The sequence below is a fragment of the Pseudoalteromonas sp. MMG013 genome (assembly GCF_018100885.1).
Lineage (GTDB): Bacteria > Pseudomonadota > Gammaproteobacteria > Enterobacterales > Alteromonadaceae > Pseudoalteromonas > Pseudoalteromonas aurantia.
Genome location: NZ_JAGJEE010000009.1, coordinates 68,345 through 92,538, shown reverse-complemented (window position 1 = coordinate 92,538; position 24,194 = coordinate 68,345). Strand labels below are relative to the sequence as shown.

Below are 24,194 nucleotides of genomic sequence, written 5' to 3'. Positions count from 1 at the left end.
TGGCTCCCCCTTTAATACTACGTAGAGAGAACAAAATGAAAACAACAAAAACCCTAATTCAGTTAAAGGGCATAACTAAAGTCCATCAAACTTCTAACATTGAAACTACAGCTTTAAATAACATCGATCTTGAAATTAATGAAGGAGACTTTGTCTCGATCATGGGCCCTTCTGGTGGTGGTAAGTCAACATTACTAAATATGCTTGGACTATTAGATAGTCCCTCAACAGGGCAATATTTTTTCAATGGAAAAGAATTAGCAGGCTGGTCAGAGAACCAACGTGCAGACATCAGAAGATCAAATATAGGCGTTATATTTCAGAGCTTTAACTTGATTGATGAACTCACTGTTTTCCAAAATATTGAACTGGCCTTACGGTATCAAGGCGTCCCTGCAGCACAGCGAAAAGACAAAGTAGAGACCGTACTAAAAAGAGTTGCTTTGGATCATCGTGCAAGCCACTACCCGAAGCAGCTATCAGGGGGTCAGCAACAGCGAGTTGCTATTGCACGCGCTATCGTTGGAGAGCCTAAGGTTTTACTTGCGGATGAGCCCACTGGTAACTTAGATTCAACCAATGGCGACCAAGTGATGCATCTACTCAAAGAGCTAAATAGCGAAGGCACAACAGTCATAATGGTAACGCACTCTAGTGAGCATGCTAACTTTGCATCTCGTATCGTACGCATCCTTGATGGCACATTAGTGCCAGAAAGTGCTATAGACGCCGTCAAAGATAAAGCTGTTGCTGCACAAGAGGTGAATTAGATGTTCGGGCATTATCTACATTCGTCACTTTTAAGCATAAAAACATCGGCTTTTTTATCGTTTATTAAAATACTTAGCTTAGCGATTGGTTTAATATGTAGCATCCTAGTTTTGATGCATGTGCATTTTGTAAATAGCTATGATAAGCACTTTTCTAATTGGCAAAACATCTATCGCGTAGGCACAAGTTATACGACAGACCACCGAGTTAACTCTGCTAGAACGGCCGAGCCCATTGCTCCCAAAATGGCGCTGGATTACCCACAGATAAAGCACATTGCGAGGGTAACTGGCGGCTTTGGCGAATTTGCGTTAGGCATGAAGTCTATGGAGCATAACTATTACTGGGCCGAGTCAGATATTTTAAACATATTTGCTCTGGACTTTATTGGTGGGCACAGTACAGATGTACTCAATGCACCTAATGCTGTTATTATAAGCGAATCGGTTGCTGAACAATATTTTGGCGACAAACCGGCAATCGGTGAAACGCTTCTACTGGACGATAAAGTATCATTAAAGGTCACAGCCGTTTTTAAAGACCTGCCAAAAAGCACACATATTGATCTAGGCATAATCGTTTCAGCATTGAGTGGCCAACAACGCTATGGCAAAAACTTTATGCACAATCCATCGTGGTTTAGGTTCGGAAGAACGGCCACCTACCTGACAGTCGAAAATGATGTTGCTGCACAAGAAATCAGCCAAGACCTAAAGAGCTTTATTTCACGCAATATTCCTGAACAACAACAAGCAAGAGCAAAAAAAATGGATCTGACTCTTATGTTAGAACCATTGGCCGATATTTATTTGAGTGAACGTCAGGTAAATAACGAATCAAGAAGTAATAACCGCAAGGTCGTTTTGTGGGGCTTATCTTTATTCTCTGTGCTTATTTTAGTCAGCGCTGCTATTAATTTTGTCAACCTATCTATTTCTCAATTACCAACGAGAATGAAAGAGATTGGCGTCAGAAAATCCCTTGGTGCTAAAACTGGGCAGCTTTACGTGCAATTTTTAACGGAGTCATATCTGTTAACTTTCATTGCATTTTTAATTTCTATCCCAGTCGTCTACCTCGTGCTGCCTGCGTACGCTAACCTGACAAATACAGCATTAACAGCAGGAAACCTTTTCCAAGTTGATTTTCTTGTTATCTTAGTTTTGTTTATTGCTTTAATTGGTTTTATTGCTGGTAGTATTCCGGCCGTATTCCTATCACGCGCCGAGACAGCCAAAGTACTCAGCGGCAACTTACTGCGTAACGGCAATGGTCGTGGCAAAACGATTGTAACAGTTATCCAATTTGCATTTTCAGGTACATTGATATTACTGGCTTTGGCTATTTACTTACAAATTTCACATTTAAAAACGATGGACGTAGGCTTTGACCGCTTCAACGTCGTCACATTAGACAGCAAATATAACAGACTCAATCCAAATCAGTTTAACTATCAAGCAATGATCAATGATTTCTTAAGTGATCCTGTCGTACTCAATGTTGCTAAATCTGCGGCGCCACCACTTAGAACGGGTGTGTATAGCTCATGGAAAATTGAAGGAAAAAGTAACGAGGAGTCCGTACAAGCGAGCACTATCTTTGTTGATGATAGGTACATTGAAACTTTTGATTTAAACCTATTAGCTGGTCGCGGGTTCTCTCAAGACTACCCAGCCGATTTCATGCCATTTATGGAAGGTGCAGTAGACAAATCACCGACCTACAGCGTGGTCATTACAAAATCAACCGCTGATCGTTTTGGGTTCTCTACACCAGAGCAGGCCATAGACGAAATTTTGGCTCAGGATGGTTACAAATATCGCATTATTGGTGTTATTGATGACTTTAGAATGAGTGGTGGCGTGGAAAACACCAGCCGTTCGACGGGCATCTTAAAAGCAAGTAACTCGAGTTTACGTGGTCTTATTATCAGAATCGACCCTAGTAAAGTCGCGTTGGCGTTAGATCATATTGATGCTGTGTGGGCAAAACACCACCCGGGCGTCCCTGTAGATCGCGTGTTCTACGAACAGCTCTTTAATGATGTTATTAACGCCAAAACAGCCGGTATTAGTAAAGCTGCGTTTTTTGCAAGCATTATTACAATTGGTATGGCGGTACTGGGCCTGTATGCGCTAGCGTTTTATGCAACACAAAGACGCACCAAAGAGATTGGTGTACGTAAAGTGTTAGGTGCTACCTCGGGGTCAATCGTCGCGCTATTAGCGTGGGATTTCATCAAACCCATCATTTTTGCATGTTTAGCATCTTGCGTACTTGGATATTTGGCCATTAATTCGTTTATGACAACCTTCTCATCTCAAGTTGATTTTTCATTCTTTATGTATGCTTCAGTCAGCATCAGCATTGTGATAGTGGCATGTATCACTGTCGCGTTGCAGTGTTTTAAAGCTGCTAACTCAGAGCCGGTTAAATCATTGAAGTATGAGTAAAGTCACATAAAAATAATCTATGTTGGCACTGCCTTACGGATGTAGGTCAGTGCCACGAAATAGTTACTTAAAAATAGGAATTAAGTATGACAACCTGTGAATTGATTCAATTGCTAGAAAATAACAACATTACCCTTGGCGTTAATGACAATAAATTAAAAATACAGTCCAAAGGCAAAGCAGTTGAACCATCGCTACTTGAGCTGATCCGAGAAAATAAAGTGCAATTAATTGACCAGCTTAACAAAAACCAAACGCAACGTAGTCAAAAGATAGCTAAGTGCTCTATCGACTCTCAGTTTGCCAAACTGTCCTTCGCACAGCAAAGGCTGTGGCTGACAGACCAAATTAGTGGTGGTAGCCCACAGTACAATATACCCGCAATTTTGAGGCTTACTGGCAGCTTGGACAAACACGTTTTGCAGCAGACATTAGACACTATCGTCGAGCGCCATGAGGTACTGAGAACGACTTACGTATTAATGGGTGATACAGCACATCAAAAGATTCATCCAGCACAGAGTGTGACAATCCAACATCACAGTCTAACTGATCTCGAGCCAGCTACTCGTGATCATGAAATGAAGAAAATAGTGCAACAAGAAGTAAACTCATCATTTGCATTGGATACACAATGGCCAATCAGAGTAATGCTTATCACGCTGTCTGAAAATGAATATGTATTGGCGCTGACAGTCCACCATATCGCATCTGATGGTTGGTCTATGGGTGTACTAGTAAAAGAATTTACGCAACTCTATCAGTCTATCAGTGCTGGAAATGGTAACACATTGTCGGACTTACCGATTCAGTATGTTGATTTTACATACTGGCAGCATGAGTTATCTCAAAGTGGCGAGCTTGAAAAACAGTTAGAGTATTGGCAAACACAATTACATGATATTCCCAATGTACATCAATTGACTAAGGGACGCGCTAGACCAGCCAGACCGACGTATGTTGGTGAAGTATCAAAATATCAGATTGATAAAGGACTAAAAGATAAACTAAGCCTGCTTGCAAAAGAAAATAACGCCAGCTTGTTCATGGTACTGCAAAGTGCATTTTCTTTGCTATTAAGCAGGTGGAGTAGCGAAAATGATATTGTAATTGGTAGTCCTGCAGCAGGGCGTAACGTTAAAGATATCGAGCCTTTGATTGGCTTTTTTGTTAACACATTAGTGCTTAGAACTCAGATAGATACAAACCATGGGTTTAAGCAACTACTAGAACAAACTAAAAAAAATGTGTTAGATGCCTACGCAAATGACGGCGTGTCATTTGATATGCTGGTGGATAAACTAAATCCAGAACGAAGTGACAGTTACAATCCTCTCTTTCAGATTACTTTTTCATTGATTCATGAAAGTGCTCAACGTGAAACGCTAAACGGCATTGAGGTTGAAGCTATCGAATTGCCAGAGGTTTACTCCAAATTTGATCTTACATTAACGGCCAAAGAAAGTAACCAGGGCCTCGAGTTTTCATGGCTCTATGCTAAGGATCTATTTACTCAAGAAGAGATCGAACAAATCAATGCAAGCTTTGCGGTTTTATTACAAGGTATTGCAAATGACTCTGAAAAACCTGTTTCAGAGCTCCCTGTGCTATCTTTGGCAAATCAATCATTGTTAAAACAGTGGAATAATACCGCTGTCGATTACCCTCACGATCTGTGTATTCATAGCCAAATTGAAGCTCAAGCAGCACGCACACCTGAATCTATAGCCGTTGTATTTGAATCCCAACAAGTGAGTTACTCAACACTTAATCAACGCGCCAACCAACTGGCTGCTTACCTGATTGAACAAGGGGTAAAGCCAGACAGCTTAGTGGGTATCTGTGCGGAGCGTTCCGTAGAGATGGTAGTGGCAATACTGGCGACTTTAAAAGCCGGTGGCGCTTATGTTCCTTTGGATCCTACACTTCCGCAACAACGTCTGTCTTATATTGTTCAAGACGCCAAACCAAGCATCATTATCGGGCAAAAGCGTTTTACGGACATCACCGATTATCAGGGCAGTGCATTTTTTGCTTTGGATGATCCATCTTCAGACACGCAGCTAATGCGCTACTCAAACGATAATCCAGACGCTATCAAGCTGGGCCTTACATCAAAGAATTTAGCTTATGTCATATATACATCAGGTTCGACGGGGCAGCCTAAAGGGGTAATGGTTGAGCATCAAGCACTCGTCAATAGAATAGATTGGATGCAACAGTATGACTATGCGCTCACCAGTGAAGACCGAATGTTGCAAAAAGCACCATTTACCTTCGACATTTCAGTTGAGGAGTTTATGTGGCCACTCATTGCCGGCGCAACACTGATAGTTGCCAGAGCAGAGGGACATAAAGACCCAAGTTATCTTTGTGATTTAATTGCGGCGCAACAAGTGACCACATTGCATTTTGTGCCATCAATGCTCGCTATTATGTTACAGCAAGACCAATGGTCGAAATGCTTATCGGTTAAGCGAGTTTTTTGCGGCGGAGAAGCATTATCTGCAGACTTGGTTAAACGGTTCCACACATTACATCCGGCAGAGCTACACAACTTATACGGCCCTACAGAAGCAACAATTGATGTTAGTTATTGGGCAACAGAGCGTGATGCTCAAGCAGCCATCGTGCCCATCGGCAAGCCAATCAATAACATTCAGTTCTATGTTTTGGATGCGCATTTTAACAGAGTGCCAGTGGGCGCCTGCGGTGAGCTCTACATTGGTGGTGTAGGTCTTGCTCGCTGCTACGTCAACCAGCCTCAACTGACAACTGAGCGTTTTATTGCTAATCCGTTTAGTAAAGAAAATAATGCTCGCTTGTATAAAACTGGTGACCTTGTTCGTTTTGATAAAAATGGGAATTTAGAGTATCTAGGTCGTATTGATGATCAGGTCAAGGTACGTGGTTTCAGAATTGAGCTTGGAGAAATTGAAGCACATTTGAAACACTTGGAAAATATAGAAGAAGTTGCTGTGGCGATGAAAGGAGAGGGGGCCAGTGCAAACTTAGTTGCCTACCTTGTTACAAATGACGTCGCAGAGCAAGACATGATAAGCCAGGCTAAGTCCCACTTAGCAACGGTTTTACCTGAGTATATGATGCCATCCGCTTATATGATTGTTGAGCAACTGACGTACACCAGCAGTGGAAAATTAGACAGAAAAGCACTGCCTGAGCCAGACACCAAAGTGACAGGCACAGGTTATGTTGCACCTTCAACAGACACTGAAAAAACTCTTATTTCTATCTTTTCGTCATTATTGGGGAAAAATGCACCTGATATTAGCGTCAAAATGGGCTTCTTCGAATTAGGAGGGAACTCTCTTTTGGCAGTAACCCTAATTAACTCAATTAACAGCCACTTAGAGGTAGAAATCAGTATTCGTGACATTTTCAACTTCCAAGACATCGAACTGTTAGCTGAACACATAGACAACGCAAAGATGACGCTTAAAGTGAGCTCAAAGGGTCAACATGCACTCGAAAGTGATGAAACAGAGGTGTCTTTATAAATGCTCTCAAAATTACTTAAAAAAATCCAAGCGCTTGGCATCAAGCTTTACCTTGATGATAACTCTGAAATTAAAGTGATAGGTAAAACACACTTATTAAATGCAGATCTATTGCAAGAGATGAGAGAGCACAAGCCTGAAATCATCGCGTGGCTCAGTAAACAGGAACCACGGATAACACGCCCAGCTGTAACCGCTCATGCTCAGGAGGGTTCAATCCCCGCGTCATATGCACAAAAGCGGCTTTGGATCATAGACCAGATAAATGGCGGTACGCCTGAATACAATATGGTTAGGCCACTGCGTGTCAAAGGACGGTTTGATGTTGATGCTGCCGAAAAGGCGATTTCACAGCTTGTTAAACGACATACTACATTGCGAACAGTGCTTGAAGACAAAGGCACAGGCCCATCACAAGTGATCAGAGATAATGTGGAGTTTAAACTATCACGTTATGACTTGTCGGCTCTTGCGCAAGATGATAAAGAGCGCGAGCTAGCAGATATACTGCGCCAAGATAGGTATAAAATCTTCGATTTAAAAAATGACTTGATGATGCGAGCCAGTTTTATCTACCTTGATAAAACAGGTTCAGAGCTTGATGGCGTTTTAATTTTCACGACTCACCATATCGCCTCAGATGGCTGGTCAATGAACATATTAATCAGTGAATTTTGTCAATTATACCTAGCCGACAGCCAGGGAGTTGAAGCTCAATTACCGCACCTAGCATTACAGTACAGCGACTACGCTTTTTGGCAGCATGAAGGGATGCAGGGCAAAGACAAAATAACTGCCCAATATGAGTATTGGCAAGAACAGTTAAAGAATTTACCTGTAGTACACAGCCTAGAACTCGATAATGCTCGCCCCTTGGTTAAGAAAAATATAGGCTCATTGTACAGTGGACACCTATCATCAAATATAGTCGAACGACTTGGTAAAGTTGCAAAGCAGTTTAGAATGACGCCGTTCATGTTAGTGCATGCGGCGTTATCACTGGTTCTGTCTCGCAACAGCGAAAGCAGTGATATTGTTATTGGCACACCTGTAGCAAACAGAATGCAGGCAGAGTTGAAGCCGCTGGTTGGCTTTTTCATTAACATTCTGATCCTTCGCGCCAATACCAGTGAGCAGAGTATTGTTGACTATCTACATCATATTAGACAGGTAAACATTGATGCTTTGCATAATCAAGAAGTACCATTTGATGAGCTAGTAGACTTTCTTAATGTACCGCGAGATAGTGCTTATACTCCTCTTTTTCAAATTATTTTAAATGTTGAAAGCAGCCTTGAAAATGAGACGGAAAGCAAAATCCAAGCTGCCAATAAGTTATCAGATGTAACGTTTTCATCAGTGCCAGATCAAGACTTACCTGCAAAATATGATATCAACCTTGCGGTGAATTTATCTGAAAATGGTATGGATATTCAGTGGATTTATGATGGCAGCATTTTTAACAAAGAGAGAATTGCGGTATATAACCAGCAACTTGAACGTATATTGTCATCTATCGCTGGAATAACACCAGACGATATTAATACAAATCCGATTTCTTCTTTGTTGAGTATTTCATCAGAACAAAAACACTATTTACTCGAAACACTGCAAACTGATCCTATTGACGTAAGTAATACATCTGTATACGAACAAATATTAGACAGTGAGAAGCAATTCTCCGATCATATCGCGATTAAAGATGCGACAACACAGATAAGCTATAAAGATCTTGTTGTCAAAGCGAATGACATCGCGGTGACACTACAAAAAAATGGCATTGGCAATAATGATTATGTCGCTGTGCTGACTGGGCTAAATGTAGAGTCAGTAGTTTCCATATTAGGTGTAATGGCCTCAGGAGCAGCATATGTTCCGCTAGATGCTAATCAGCCTGAAAAACGCCTTGAGTTTATGGTTGATAACGTTAAAGCAAAAGCCTTGTTAACACCTAAAGCTTATATTTCAAAAGCGCAATTGATGGGCAATAACATTGCTCAATTTATCACTGAAGAAATCGAAAACGCAGCACATAAAGCCAATACAAAGGTATCTGGGGCTCAGCCAGCCTACGCGATTTATACTTCAGGCTCAACGGGTGAGCCTAAAGCCGTACAGGTTAACCACCAGAACCTATCTAATTTTGTGGCGGGCTTTAAACATAGTCATCATTTCGATGACCAGCATTTATTAATGATCCCACCGCTATTTTTTGATGCTTCAGTGGGGGATATATTCCCCGCTTTGAGCACCGGCTCTACACTCGTTCTGCATTCAAACCCAGCTGAGCTAGGCGCTAAAGAATTGATAGCCTATTGTAATAAGCACAGCATAACTGCCATTGACGCCCCAGCGTCACTATGGGTACGTTGGACCGAAGATCTGATGTTGCTTAATGATCCTGAGGCAAACTTAGCCGGCTTAAAAATGGTGATGTTTGGCGGAGAGGCGGTAACGGTTGAGCAAGTGAAAAAATTCGCTGAACTGACCGGGCACCGCGTTCAATTATTCAATCATTATGGGCCAACTGAAGCGACCGTCTGTGCAACCGTTTTAAATACGCTCAATGGTGAAGAATTATCAGGCATCAGTATTCCCGTGGGTAAACCTCTTCCAGGCGTTAAGATTTATATACTAAACAAAGATAAACAACTTGCTTTCCCCGGTGAAGTAGGCGAGGTATACATCGGCGGTTCAGGGGTCAGTGATGGTTATTTTGGCTTATCTGAGCAAACACATGCCCACTTTGTACATGATAGATTTTCATCACAAACCGACGTAAAAATGTACAAAACAGGGGACTTTGGCCGTTGGGATGAGAATGGAAACTTACAGTTTTTAGGTAGACAAGATAACCAGGTAAAGATTCGAGGGTTTCGAATTGAATTAGGCGAAATCGAAAAGGTGTTAGCCGCAAATGAGCAAGTGAATGAAGCCTTAGTGATGGCGCCTGAACTTGAAAATGGTCAAAAGCAACTTGTCGCGTACATCACTGAACATAGTCAACTACAACAGCACAGCTCAACTGAGCAGCTAGTGGCTACACTCAAGCAGGCTCTAATTGATAATCTACCTGAATATATGGTGCCAAAAGAAGTTATAGTAATGGAGTCTTTCCCATTAACACCAAATGGAAAAATTGATAAAAAGGCATTTCCAAAACATACAAATAAAGCTGTTGAGACTGAACATAAACCACCAAGCACAGAAACACAGAAAAAAATGTGTGATATCTGGTGCGATATATTGACATTACCCAAAGTGGGTATTGAAGACAACTTTTTTGAACTGGGTGGCCATTCTTTATCACTCACCAAGCTCGTTACACGAATTAATTTAGCATTTGCTGTATCAATTGAGTTAAAGTCTGCATTTAATAAACCTACGGTTTATCAGCTTAGCGCGCTTGTTGATGAACTTACTCAATATAATAATAATGAAAATATCGACCTTGATTTGGATGATGAGTCGATGGAAGAAGGTATATTTTAGTGAATAAAGTTGAAAAGATATTAGATAAAGCTGTCTCGAGTCAGGTTCATCTATACCTTAGCAAAAATCGACTTGCATATAAGGCCAAAAAAGGTAGCCTATCAGATGAGTTAAAACAGAGTATTTCTGAAAATAAAGAAGAAATAATCGCTTATCTAAAAAATCAGGTTGTAGAAAACGAGATTAGCTCAGCCGTAGAAACGAGAATTTCAAAACGTCCCCCCTCTGATTCTGCACCACTTTCTTTCGCCCAGCAAAGATTATGGGTATTGGATCAATTGCAAGGTGGAAGCCCACAGTACAATATGCCACTGGCGCTTAAAGTAGTAGGCAAGTTTGACTTAGCAGCAGCAGAAACTGCCATGCTGAATATTATAAACCGCCACGAAGTGCTGAAAACCGTGTTCAGCACACATGACAGTGACCCCGTTCAAGTGGTAAAGCCACAGGTTGATTTTTGCTTGCAACAACACGATTTAAGTGAATTGGATAAGCATGAGCAAGACACTCATATTGCCAGCTTCATGAAACAAGAAATCGCTAAACCTTTTGACCTAAGCAAGGACATTATGGTGCGTGCCGCGTACCTATTTCTTTCACCTCAAAAAGACAAAGGCATGTTACTGTTCAACATGCATCACATCGCCTCTGACGGTTGGTCTATGGGGCTCATGTTCAAAGAATTTGCTGCAGAATATGACGCTGCCGTAAGTGGTAAAAACAGCGCATTTTCAGAATTACCAATACAATATGCTGACTATGCCTACTGGCAGAGAACGTGGTTGCAAGGTGACGTATTAGATAAGCAACTAAGTTATTGGCAAAAACAATTAGAAGGTGTGCCAGTAGTCCATAGTTTACCCCTTGATAAGGCTCGTCCAAAAGTTAAACTCCATAGAGGGAAAGCGGTTTCTCTCAACGTTGATAAAGCAACCTCAGCGCGTTTATTGGAAGTTGCAAATGCACATCGACTCACGCCTTTTATGTTGCTTCACGCAAGTCTAGCACTGGTTTTATCTAGACATTCAAATAACCAAGATATTGTTATCGGCACACCAATTGCGAATCGCATGCAGGTCGAACTTGAAACGCTCATTGGCTTTTTTGTCAATACTCTGGTACTGCGCGCCAATACAAGCCACAATACGCTAGATGAGTATTTTGCCCACATTCGCCAGGTAAATATTGACGCTCAGGTAAATCAAGACACATCCTTTGAGCAGCTGGTAGAGCATTGCAACATACCGCGTAGCAGCCAACACAACCCATTGTTCCAAATAATGTTTAGCATGAACACCAATGAGCAGGCTGCAGTATCGCTACCTGGTATTAGTTTTAGTTCTTATGAACATTTGACCATCAACTGCAAATTTGACCTTGATATTAAAGCGAATATTACCGAAGAAGGTATCTCATTTCAGTGGGTTTATGACGAGTCGCTATTTCATCATGCTCATATTGAAACACTCAGTAGACACCTAGCACAGCTGTTAAAGGGGCTTGCTGATAACCATGTAACCCATTTAAAAGATTTACCCATGCTCTCAGAGCATGAAGTGTCTCAATTGACATCCACTTTGAACAATAACCGAACCCCCTATCCTGATAAGCTGCTCCATGAACTATTTGAAGTACAAGTAGCTAAGACGCCAGATAATATCGCTCTGGTGTTCGATGACGCTACAATGACGTATAACACGTTAAATGAGAAAGCGAATCAACTCGCACAACACCTGTGTGAGCAAGGCATAACAACTGAAACTCTGGTTGGTATTTGTGTCGAACGTTCTTTCGATATGATAATTGGCATATTGGCTGTGCTTAAAGCGGGAGGCGCTTATGTACCACTTGACCCTCATTATCCTCGTGCGCGGCTACAGCACATCTTTGCAGATACTCAAATAAAGCATTTACTTAGTAACACTTCAGTAATTGAGCAAGTTTCTCTACCCGATGCCCTAAATGTTATGCTCTTAGATAAGCTGCAGTTTGACAACTATCCAACAGGCAACCTAATTGCCTCAACGGAGCATCATTCCCATAGTTTGGCTTATATCATCTACACGTCGGGCTCTACTGGCGTTCCGAAGGGAGTTATGGTCGAGCATCACGGCGTGCTTAATACCATACTATCTCAAATAGACACCTTTTCGATTTCGCCTCAAAGCAAAGTGCTACAGTTTGCGTCAATGTGCTTCGATGCATCGGTATCAGAAATATTCATGGCTATTTTGAGCGGCGCACAGCTGCATCTATGCCATGCCAAAGCCGTGAGTGATACGGCACAACTTGAAGCAATGATCCAACAACAAAGCATTACACATATTACGCTTCCACCTACGCTACTGAACAGCATGGCATTGGACAATTGCGCTATCCAAACATTAATTGTAGCGGGTGACAAGGCGTGTGCAGCGCTGATCGATAAGTTCTCTGAGCGTTTTACATTAATTAATGCTTATGGGCCTACAGAAGCATCTATTTGTGTGACTGCAGGAAAACTTTCACCAAACGCTCATATCAACATCGGTCAGCCGATTTCCAATGTCAATGTTTATATCTTAAGCCCTTTAGAGCAACTAGTACCTAAAGGAAGTGTAGGGGAGTTATGTGTTGGTGGTGCAGGCGTTGCCAGAGGGTACTTTAATCGCCAAGTACAAACGGCTGAGCGCTTTATTAAAAACCCATTTAGTGATAACCCAGATAGCAAGCTATACAAAACCGGAGACTTAGTTCGTTACCTCGAAGAGGGCAACATTGAATTTATCGGTCGCAATGACACACAAGTGAAAATTCGTGGTTATCGAATTGAATTAGGCGAAGTAGAAAGTGTTTTAAATCAATGTAATGGCGTGAAAAATAGTGTGGTTCTGGTCAAAGGCACGGAAGAACAAAATAGCCTAGTGGGATACGTGGCTGTAGAAGGCGATATTGCTGGAAACGAAAGTATTTTGATAAATAACCTGCGTGCTGAGCTACACACTATGCTACCAAACTACATGGTACCATCGATATTTATGTTACTGGACCAACTGCCACTGACCACAAACGGAAAAATAGATAAAAAAGCATTACCGGATCCCGATGCAAGCTTGGGTCAGCAAAACTACGTTGCACCACAGTCAGAAACAGAAAAATCGCTACTGCAAATATGGTCTAAGTTACTGAAAATTGAAAGTAGTAAGTTAAGTGTTACAGCCAACTTTTATGAAGTAGGCGGTCACTCATTACTAACTATCAAACTCTTAGCTGCAATTAGAGAGCTATTTGACTTAGAAGTTACAGTTAACCAACTCTATGAATTTGAAACAATTAGCAAGTTGGCTGGATTAATTGACGATCTGCTATTGAGAAAAATGCTAAGTGCTCTTAAAGAAAGTGCTGAAGTTAAATCTGAAGGGACACTATGAGCATAAGGAAAATCATTGAAAATGCCGCATTACAAGGCGTTATCTTGTATGTTGAAGAGCAGAATTTAAAATATCGTTTAACGGTTGAAAGCTTCCCTGAAAGTATCAAACTAGTAGTTTTAGAGCACAAGCACGAAATCATTGAATACTTGTCAAAAGATAACTTCAGTAAAAGTACTCGGCCTGCAATATCCAGAATAGGTGCCAAATCACAAAAGCTTTCTTTTGCACAGCAAAGGTTATGGCTGATTGAGCAGCTGCGAAGTGGCAGCCCAGAATATAACTTGCCAATGGCCTTTAAATTAAGTGGCCGCTTTGATGTTGATGCAGCCGAAAAAGCGCTGTGCAATATCATCGAACGCCATGAAGTGTTGCGTACGACTTTTTCTAATCGAGATCAAGAGCCTACTCAACTCATCCATGATGACTTCGAATTTTGCGTCAGTCGCTATGATCTCAGTGAATACAACACACAACAACAGCAAAATCGCGTTTCAAAACTGATCCAGCAAGACGCGTCTCAACCATTTGATTTAACTAATGATATTATGATTCGAGCAACCCATATACAACTTTCATCAGAAGAAAGTGAAGGGGTGCTGCTATTCAATATGCACCATATCGCTTCTGATGGCTGGTCGATGGGAATTCTCATTAAAGAGTTTGCTGCTGAATACAGTGCTGCAATATCAGGCGATTGTAGTGGGCTATCAAAGCTGCCGATTCAATATGCAGATTATGCACATTGGCAACGTACTTGGTTACAAGGAGAGGAGCTGGATAAGCAACTTAGTTATTGGGCCAAACAGCTTGAATCACTACCTAGGGTACATAGTCTTCCATTAAGTGGAGAGCGTCCAACTACCCAACAACACATTGGCCAGGCAGTGAGCATTAAGATAGATAAAGCGACGTCTGATCGCCTACAACAGGTGGCTTCAGCGTATAAACTCACACCATTTATGCTGTTTCATGCGGCGCTTGCTTTCGTGTTGTCGAAGCATTCGCATAACCACGATATTGTAATAGGCACACCAGTTGCGAATAGAATGCAGGCGGAATTGGAAGCATTAATTGGTTTTTTTGTTAACACCTTAGTCTTGCGCGTCAATACCGATCACCAAAATATTAATGATTACTTAACCCATGTACGACAAGTGAATATTGATGCGCAAGCAAACCAAGATATTCCTTTTGAACAACTCATAGAGCATTGTCAGGTTCAGCGTAGTAGCCAACACAACCCTCTTTTTCAGATCATGTTCAGTATGAATACCAATGATCGAGCGTCGTTGAACCTACCTGAGGTAAGTTTCAGTGCCTACGATCGTGGAAATATTCTCAACAAGTTCGACCTTGATGTTAAAGCATCAATATCTGAGACAGGGGTCACCTTTAACTGGGTATACGATGTATCATTATTCAGCCACGAATATATTTGTTCTTTGGGGTCTCATTTAGCTCGTGTATTGAGTGCACTGGCAGATAACAGTATGAAAATGCTCAAAGATATTTCTATTCTGTCAGAACAAGAGAAGTATCGCTTAACACACTCTCTTAATGAAACGTCTATCACATGCTCAGACAGCACCCTTATTCACGCGTTATTCGAAGAACAGGTTGCCAAGCACCCTCATAAAACAGCTTTGGTGTTTGAAGGTAAGCAGCTATCATTCCAAGAACTAAATTCTGCGTCCAATCAACTAGCGCATTACCTACGTCAACAAGGGGTGACAACTGAAACACTGGTAGGTCTATGTGTAGATCACTGTTTGGAAATGGTTATTGGGATCCTCGCGGTACTGAAGGCAGGAGGAGCATATGTTCCGCTAAACCCAAATTATCCGCAGGCCAGATTGCAGCACATACTTGATGATACTCAAGTAAAATATGTGCTAAGCCAAGTGAGTGTCGTATCAAAATTAGGCAGTCTTCATGACGCGCAAATTATTCTTTTGGACGAGCCACAACAGCAACAAGCAGTCTGTCAATACCCTGTGACCAATCCGCAGAAGTTGCACCTACAAAACAGCAATAATCTAGCCTATATAATATATACTTCGGGTTCGACTGGGCAACCTAAAGGTGTATTGATAGCGCATCGCAACCTTATCAACTTCGGCTTGTCGTTTACATCTCAAATGACAGACCTAAATGTAGAGCCAACAAAGTGGCTCTGGTCTGCATCTTATAGTTTTGATGCGTCGCTAAAAAGCATCGTGTCATTGTGGTTAGGTGCGACGGTATTTGTACTAAGCAAAAAGCAACAAAAATCACCACAAGACATTGCGCAATTGCTTAATCAACACCAAATTCCCGTCTACAACTCTACACCAAGCATGGTGCTAGAGGTTATGTCCGAATTGTATTCGCAAAACCAGCATTTCCCTAGCCTGATTGTAAGTGGTGAAGAACTCACATATGCCCAACTAAATAAGGTAATGGCCTATTGTGATGACAAACAGCAGCGCGCAATCAACGCATATGGTCCGACTGAAACCTGTGTAAATAGCAGCTATCAGTTACTTTCTCACGGCGTTAAAGCCATAGGTAAATGTATTGCAAATACGCAAGCGTACATACTCGATAAGCATTTACGGCTTGTGCCATTTGGGGCCGTAGGCGAGCTATACATCGCTGGATCAGGGTTAGCACGAGGCTATCTAAATCAGCCTCAATTAACTGAAGAGCGTTTTATTAACAATCCATTTAGCAATGGATCAGGCAATCGACTTTATAAAACAGGTGATCTTGTACGTTATTCGATGGACGGCAATTTAGTGTTTGTAGGTCGTAATGATGACCAAGTAAAAATACGTGGTTTTAGAATTGAACTGGGCGAAATTGAACACGCATTAAGCCAGTGCCATGGCGTGACATCTAGCATTGTTATGATAAGGGGCGAAGGCGCAGCACAAAGCATTGTAGGCTATGTTACAACCGATGATACTGACCACTCAAACGACACCAGTCAGCTGATAGTGTCACTAATCGCGCAGCTGAGAGAAAAGCTTCCTGAGTATATGATACCATCATCGCTTGTCGTGTTAGAAAAACTACCTCTTACTCTAAACGGAAAAATTGATAAAAAGGCGCTTCCTGAGCCTAAGAATAATATGCAATACATACAGTATATTGCACCAAAAACCGCTACGGAAGAAGCATTGGTTAACGTTTGGGCTAAACTACTCAACCTGGAAGCAGAAAACATCAGTACAAATGCAGATTTTTTCTCGATTGGTGGCCATTCTTTACTGGCGATTCGTTTAATTTCTGAGATTCGTAGCGAACTACAACAAGAGTTGGGCATCCATCAACTGTTCGAGCGCCCAACCATTGAGTCTCTTGCAAGCGTATTAGACCAAGAAACTGCTCAAAATACAGCAATGCCTGCGCTTAAGCCTATTGCTAGACAATACAACTCCGTCATTGCACCGTCGTTTTCACAACAACGACTTTGGACAATTGATCAACTACAAAACGGTAGCCCAGAATACAATATGCCAATGGCTTTTCATGTCACTGGACAGTTCGACTTAGCCGCAGCACAGCAATCTATGCAAAACATTATTGAGCGTCATCAAGTGCTTAGAACTGTATTCTCAAACCACAACAACACGTTAGCGCAAGTCGTTCGCGATGATGTAACGTTTCAAATCATTCAGCATGATCTTAGTCAACTTAGCCTGTCGGAACAGCAACAAAAAATAGCCAGCTTAGTCAATCAGGACATTTCTCAACCTTTTGATCTGATTAAAGACATTATGGTGCGAGTGGCATTTATACAGCTTTCGACACAAGGAGATAAGGGCATCATATTATTTAATATGCACCATATCGCATCGGACGGCTGGTCAATGGGGCTATTAGTTAAGGAATTTAAAGTACAATATGAGGCTGCATTGACAGGTCAAGCAGACCCGCTTCCAGTCTTGCAAATTCAATACGCTGACTATGCTCATTGGCAGCGAAACTGGCTACAAGGTGATGTACTAAATCGACAGTTAACTTACTGGCAGAAACAGCTTGATAATGTTCCCGCTCTGCATGGCATACCACTTGATAAAGCGCGCCCGCAAATTAAAAAACACAAGGGCCAAGTCGTCAGTAGCCAGATAAATAAAACCACCTCTGAGCGACTTTATCAAATAGCAAAAGAGCATCAGTTGACTAACTTTATGTTATTTCACGCAGCATTAGCCTTGGTGCTTTCAAGGCATGCAAATAGTCAAGACGTTGTGATTGGGACACCTGTTGCAAATCGTATGCACGCTGATCTAGAGTCATTAATTGGTTTTTTTGTCAATACATTAGTACTACGGGTCGATACTAGCGATACGTCATTGAGCGAGTATTTGGCTCATATTAGACAGGTCAATATTGATGCTCAAGCCAATCAAGAGTTACCATTTGAGCAGCTGTTGGAGGTATGTAATACTCCTCGCAGCAGTCAATATACACCATTGTTTCAAATCATGTTCAGCATGAATACGATTAGTCGTGAAGCCTTAAGCTTGTCTGGTGTAAGTTTCACGCCATATGAGCGTTCAGGTATTGCTTGTAAATTCGACTTGGATATCAATGCTGCTATCAGCGATGATGGGATTACATTCAACTGGGTCTATGATGAGTCACTGTTTACTCACGCGCATATCACATCAATGGCAGAGCATCTTACTAGGTTATTGAGTGAATTTTCAAATCCGAGAATGACCGAGTTAGCACAATTGCCTATGTTATCGGAGCAAGAGGCATTTTACCAAACGCATACACTTAACAGCACGCAAGCAGATTATCCAAAAGAAGCGTTATTCCATCAGCTATTTGAGGAAAAGGCGGCCAGTCAACCGGATGATTTAGCATTGCTATTCACAGACCATACCATGACCTACCACGAACTAAACGCAAGCGCGAACAGGTTAGCACATTACCTGCAAGCCCAAGGTGTGAGCACTGAAACGCTTGTGGGGATCTATGTCGAACGTTCTTTGGAAATGGTGGTGGGTATATTCGCAATTCTAAAAGCCGGTGCAGCATATGTGCCGTTAGATCCCAAATACCCGAAATCAAGACTTGAGTATATGTTAGAGGATACTCAAATAAAGCATGTGCTGACCCAGTCAAAGGTGGCGGAACAGTTCACTTTTACCAATGAAATAGATGTAGTGAGGCTAGACGATGTATGGATGCAAAAAGAGCTTAACCAATACCCGACAGAAAACCCCATACCATCGGCTCACCAACACAGTAGAAACTTGGCTTACGTGATTTATACGTCTGGCTCGACAGGTGCGCCTAAAGGGGTCATGGTTGAGCACAGAAGCCTAGTCAATACAATTATGGACAATGTACGTCGTATTGAAATGGAACCTGGTTCTATATCATATCAGGCCACTTCTATAGCATTTGATGCGTCAGTATGGCTTATTTGGAATACCTTAATCGCGGGCGCGACAGTCAGGTTAGCAAGTACGTTATCTTTTCAGGCTGAACTCACTCAATATGCTGATGTAACGCATTTATTTATGACTCCATCGATGCTAGAGAGTGTAGATGTAGATGCCTGTCCATTTATCAAAGTGGTCATCGTGGGTGGCGAAAATTGTTCACCAGACTTGGTGAACAGATGGACGCAACAAGGGAAAGTATTTTTAAACGCATACGGTCCTACTGAAGTCTCGATCGTCAGCTCAATGAGTAAACTGGCCCAACACACGCAGCCCCACATAGGAAAACCAAGCGGCAATGTTCAGTACCTCGTCTTAAATGACCAGCTCCAAATCGTACCTATTGGCACGATTGGTGAGCTCTATATCGGGGGGGATGGGTTAGCAAGAGGGTATCTGAATTTACCAGAGCTGACACGCGAGCGATTTATAGCACATCCGTTGTGTGACGATCCAAACAGCAAACTTTATAAAACAGGTGACTTAGTACGTTATCTTGAAGATGGAAATGTAGCGTTTATCGGTCGAAACGATGACCAGGTAAAGGTCAGAGGTTTTCGTATTGAGCTTGGTGAAATTGAGCATGTCCTAAGTCGATGCGAACATGTGAATGCTTGTACAATTACCATTGTCGGTGAAGCTGACTCACAGCGGTTAGCGGGATATGTTACAGTAGACAAACATGACCATGCAGATGACAGTCAGTTTACGAGTGCTTTAAAAGCGCAACTACAAGAGCAATTACCTAACCATATGGTTCCATCTACCATCATGGTGTTAGATTCGTTACCACTGACACCCAATGGAAAAGTAAATAGGCAAGCGTTACCAGTGCCAAGCTGCGATACCATGCTGAGTCAAGGTGAGTACGTTGCACCGACAACCGACACCGAACACTCACTCGTGCAAATTTGTTCTAACCTTCTGAAGCAAGAGGCCCAGTCCATAAGCGTAGCCGCTAACTTTTTCGATATTGGCGGACACTCGTTACTGGCTATTCGCCTAATATCAGAGATCAAACACACGCTAGATAAAGATCTCAGTGTTCAGCAACTATTTGAGCACTCAACGATTAGGACAATGGCAAGCACTTTGGATGCACACAATAGTGCAAGCTTGTCCGTCCCAGAACTCAAAGCGACAGTAAAAGAGCCTGGCACGCCAGTTGCGCTATCCTTTGCCCAACAACGTCTGTGGATGATTAATCAGTTACAAGGAGCTAGCCCCGAGTACCATATGCCAATGGTTGCACGAGTCTCAGGGCTGTTTGACTTAGCAGCGGCGCAGTTGGCGATGTCTAATATCATTACACGCCACCACGTACTCAGAACGGTATTCAATACCCAAGTTGATGACCCCGTCCAAGTTGTTCGTGACGACGTGGAATTTAATTTAGTCAAACATGATCTCACTAAGGTAGATAAACTAACTCAACACGAACAGGTCGCTGCCATTGTGCAGCAGGATATCGCAAGGCCTTTCAACTTACGTCAAGATATTATGTTGCGTGCAACTTTCATACAGTTGTCAGAGTTCGAAGATAACGGCGTGTTAATATTCAATATGCATCACATCGCTTCCGATGGATGGTCTATGGGCTTGTTGATAAAGGAATTTGCTTTAGAGTATGAAGCCGCAATTGCCGCCCAGCCTAGCCCTGTGCCAGATCTGAAAATTCAATATGCTGATTATGCGCTCTGGCAAAGACAATGGCTGCAAGGGGAAGTATTAAAAACACAGTTGCACTACTGGCTCAAGCAACTTGAAGATGTACCTGCCGTACATGGTCTGCCCCTCGATAAGCCTAGGCCTCCCGTTAAAAAGCATATAGGTCAAGTTGTTAGCCGCCAGATAGATAAAACTACAGCAAACCGCTTAGAGCATTTTGCAAAGCAACAGCAACTGACACCATTTATGTTGTTCCATGCTGTATTGTCACTCGTTCTATCTAGACATTCAAACAGCCAAGATATCGTCATCGGTACACCTGTTGCTAACCGAAAGCATGTGGATTTGGAGCCATTGATTGGCTTTTTCGTCAACACACTTGTTTTGCGCGTCAACACACATAACCAGAGCGTGAGTGAGTATTTAGCCCATGTACGCCAAGTTAATATCGAGGCACAAGCACACCAAGACATTCCATTTGAGCAGCTGGTAGAGCACTGCAATGTGTTGCGCTGCAGACAATATACCCCGTTGTTCCAAATCATGTTCAGTATGAATACTAATGAACAAGAGGCATTAACTTTACCTGGCGTGAACTTTAGCGCATACGAAAGAAATGGTCTCTCTTGTAAGTTTGATTTAGACATTAATGCAGCAATATCAGAGCAAGGGATAAGCTTTAATTGGGTTTATGATGAGTCAATATTTAGTCAGCAAAATATGGCTGCTTTGGCTGAGCATTTGGTGAACGCACTAAGCGCTTTAGTAGATGATAGTGTTGAGATGATAAAAGATCTTCCCATGCTATCAAAACAAGAAGCACATTATTTGACGCATAGCCTCAATGATACCAAAGCCAACTACCCATCAAATAAGCTCATTCATCAACTGTTTGAATCAGGCGTGGAAAAATCGCCTGACAGTATCGCGCTAGCATTTAAAGATAAATCAATGTCTTACCAGGAACTCAATAGTGCAGCAAATCGGCTAGCGCATTATCTGCGTGAACAAGGGATTACTAAAGAGACACTCGTTGGTATTTATCTAGAGCGCTCATTGGACATGGTTGTCGGGATACTTGCTGTGATGAAAGCTGGAGGGGCTTATGTTCCATTAGACCCTAACTATCCACAAGACCGAATCCAGTATATGCTCGCAGACTCTCAGATCCGCTACGTTGTTAGCCAAACTGAAGTTGCCCAGCAGATAGGCGCGCTTAGTGAACTGAATATATTGTGTTTAGATGATGGCCAAGTGCAATCGGAAATAGCGCGCTACAGTGCGCATAACTTAGCGGTAGCTAAGTTGCATCAATCTAGCCCACTGGCATATGTTATTTACACGTCCGGATCTACAGGCCAGCCAAAAGGGGTTATGGTTGAACACAGAGGTTTGATCAATACGGTTGTAGATAACGCATCTAGAATAAACATCAACGCTAATTCATCAGTTTATCAGGCAACTTCTACCGCTTTTGATGCCGCCATATGGGCGATGTGGACGGCCTTAATATCTGGTGCTCAAGTGCGACTTGCCAGCACTTTGTCATTCCAAACGGAGTTGTCTCAATACGCTGATGTGACGCACCTATTTATGACGCCCTCAATGCTCGAAAGTTTAGACGCTGAGTCTTGTCCATTTATTGATGTGGTAATTGTCGGTGGTGAACATTGTTCGAACGAGCTAGTGGCAAAATGGACCCGACAGGGCAAGGCTTTCTTCAACGGCTATGGGCCTACGGAAATATCCATTTGTAGCTCAATTGGTAAGCTAAGTAGTAACTCTGCTGTGCATATAGGTAAGCCAAATACTAACGTACAATATTTTGTCTTAGACGAGTGCTGTCACCTCGTTCCAAAAGGAACTATTGGAGAGCTGTATATCGGTGGAGATGGGTTAGCAAGAGGTTATTTAAATCGCCCAGAGTTAACCAAAGAGCGATTTATTCAAAATCCATTTGATAGTAATACACAGAGCAGGTTATACCGTACGGGTGATCTGGTGCGTTATCTAGCCGATGGTAACATCGAATTCATTGGTCGCAATGATGAACAGGTCAAATTACGTGGCTTTAGAATCGAGCTTGACGAAGTCGACAGGGCACTGACTCAATGTAGTGGCACGCACAGCACAGTAACAACCTTCGGTGGTGAAGGTGGTATTCAAGGTCTGATCGGCTATATCGCAACATCAGTAAGAGATGAAGCCCAGGTTAACCAGCTTACGTCATCAATACACAGCCAATTACAAGAAAAGCTACCGAGTTATATGGTTCCAACCACTATTATTGCTATGGAGTCATTACCGCTTACACCAAACGGTAAGATAGATAAACAGGCGCTTCCTAAACCTGACATAAGCTTGTTGCATGGTAAATATGTAGCACCACACACAGAGACTGAAAAATCGCTCGTACAGATATGGGCAAATCTATTGAATCTAGAGGTAGAGAAAATCAGTGTCGAAGCGGACTTCTATCAGTTGGGCGGCCATTCTTTGCTGTTGGTTAAGTTGCTTTACGCAATCCAAAGCCAATTTGAAAAAGCATATGAACTACAGACGCTATTTCGTGATAATACAATACACGCTCAGGCGTTAAGTCTTGATTCAATGCAAACAGGGTTACATCAATCCAGTTTGTTAGGAGAGGTAAGTACACCGCAAGGAGCAAGTCATGGCGTTTTCTTCATTCCTGGCGCAGCTGGAACAGCAAAAGACTTTGTGGAGATCACCGATAATCTGACCTATGAAAATGTCGCAATGGCTGTTTTCCGCCACCAAGGTCTCATTACGGGTGAGTCGCCTTTCTCTTCAATTGAACAGAACGTGACCGCATTCGCAGCATGTTTAGAAAGTGTGGATTACAGTAGCTTAACCATCGTGGGTCATTCTTATGGTGGCGTATTAGCGTTAGAGTTGGCCAAGCACCTGCATTCTCTGGGGTATAATGTCAATATTGTTATGCTCGATACGTATTTTGAACAGCATAAGTTACGACATTCTCCTGCAAAAAAGGCATTCACTGACACCGCCACAGCTGGAGTCCCTGAATTTGCACTTAAAACGTGGCAGCATCAAGCTAAGCTATTTTCTGAGTACCGAATTGTGCCTCAACCACAAGTACCTATGTCTATGATATTGGCGACTGAAAGCCCCTATTCAGCAGTTGAGTATCAGTCATATCTCAGCCAAGTACTTTCGGATCACACATTACAATATAAGTCTGTAGTTGGTAATCACTTCTCCATCTTAAAAGGTAAAGGTGCCAAAGAAATTGCAAAAATAATAAAAAATCAAGGCAACTTATAATGGAACATTAAAGCTTTGCACACGATAAGCTGCTAACAATTTGACACCATAGTCAAATTGTTAGCACACCATTTAGAAACAGAAATTAATGGCGCTATGCATTTGATATAAATCCATTAATAATTA

At 42.1% G+C, this 24,194-nt stretch carries 6 protein-coding genes; all 6 read left to right on the top strand.

What is annotated here, in order from left to right; translation table 11 throughout:
* The first annotated feature begins 35 nt into the window (after positions 1-35).
* The 6 genes from J8L98_RS10985 to J8L98_RS10960 all read left to right on the top strand — a co-directional run bounded on the left by J8L98_RS10985 (position 36) and on the right by J8L98_RS10960 (position 24,068).
* The gene (locus J8L98_RS10985) at positions 36-770 is read left to right on the top strand and encodes an ABC transporter ATP-binding protein (protein ID WP_210996445.1); all 735 of its coding nucleotides are present in this window, start codon (positions 36-38) and stop codon (positions 768-770) included.
* A complete protein-coding gene (locus J8L98_RS10980) occupies positions 771-3,224 on the top strand; it encodes an ABC transporter permease (RefSeq protein ID WP_210996444.1) in 2,454 nt (817 codons plus the stop codon).
* An 86-nt stretch (positions 3,225-3,310) separates the two neighbouring features.
* A complete protein-coding gene (locus J8L98_RS10975) occupies positions 3,311-6,742 on the top strand; it encodes a non-ribosomal peptide synthetase (RefSeq protein ID WP_210996443.1) in 3,432 nt (1,143 codons plus the stop codon).
* Positions 6,743-10,234 (top strand): non-ribosomal peptide synthetase, encoded by a 3,492-nt coding sequence (locus tag J8L98_RS10970; RefSeq protein WP_210996442.1) that lies wholly within the window; start codon positions 6,743-6,745, stop codon positions 10,232-10,234.
* Complete coding sequence (locus J8L98_RS25175; RefSeq protein WP_210996441.1) at positions 10,234-13,644, top strand: non-ribosomal peptide synthetase; 3,411 nt, start codon at positions 10,234-10,236, stop codon at positions 13,642-13,644. Before J8L98_RS10970 ends, J8L98_RS25175 begins: the two co-directional genes overlap by 1 nt.
* Positions 13,641-24,068 (top strand): non-ribosomal peptide synthetase, encoded by a 10,428-nt coding sequence (locus J8L98_RS10960; RefSeq protein WP_210996440.1) that lies wholly within the window; start codon positions 13,641-13,643, stop codon positions 24,066-24,068. The genes J8L98_RS25175 and J8L98_RS10960 overlap by 4 nt, the downstream gene beginning before the upstream one ends.
* Positions 24,069-24,194 lie beyond the last annotated feature (126 nt).

What these genes read in the sequence shown, in the direction of transcription:
- J8L98_RS10980 (WP_210996444.1), top strand. Translation starts at nt 771, where the DNA reads ATGTTCGGGCATTATCTACATTCGTCACTTTTAAGCATAAAAACATCG.
- J8L98_RS10970 (WP_210996442.1), top strand. Translation starts at nt 6,743, where the DNA reads ATGCTCTCAAAATTACTTAAAAAAATCCAAGCGCTTGGCATCAAGCTT.
- J8L98_RS10975 (WP_210996443.1), top strand. Translation starts at nt 3,311, where the DNA reads ATGACAACCTGTGAATTGATTCAATTGCTAGAAAATAACAACATTACC.
- J8L98_RS10985 (WP_210996445.1), top strand. Translation starts at nt 36, where the DNA reads ATGAAAACAACAAAAACCCTAATTCAGTTAAAGGGCATAACTAAAGTC.
- J8L98_RS10960 (WP_210996440.1), top strand. Translation starts at nt 13,641, where the DNA reads ATGAGCATAAGGAAAATCATTGAAAATGCCGCATTACAAGGCGTTATC.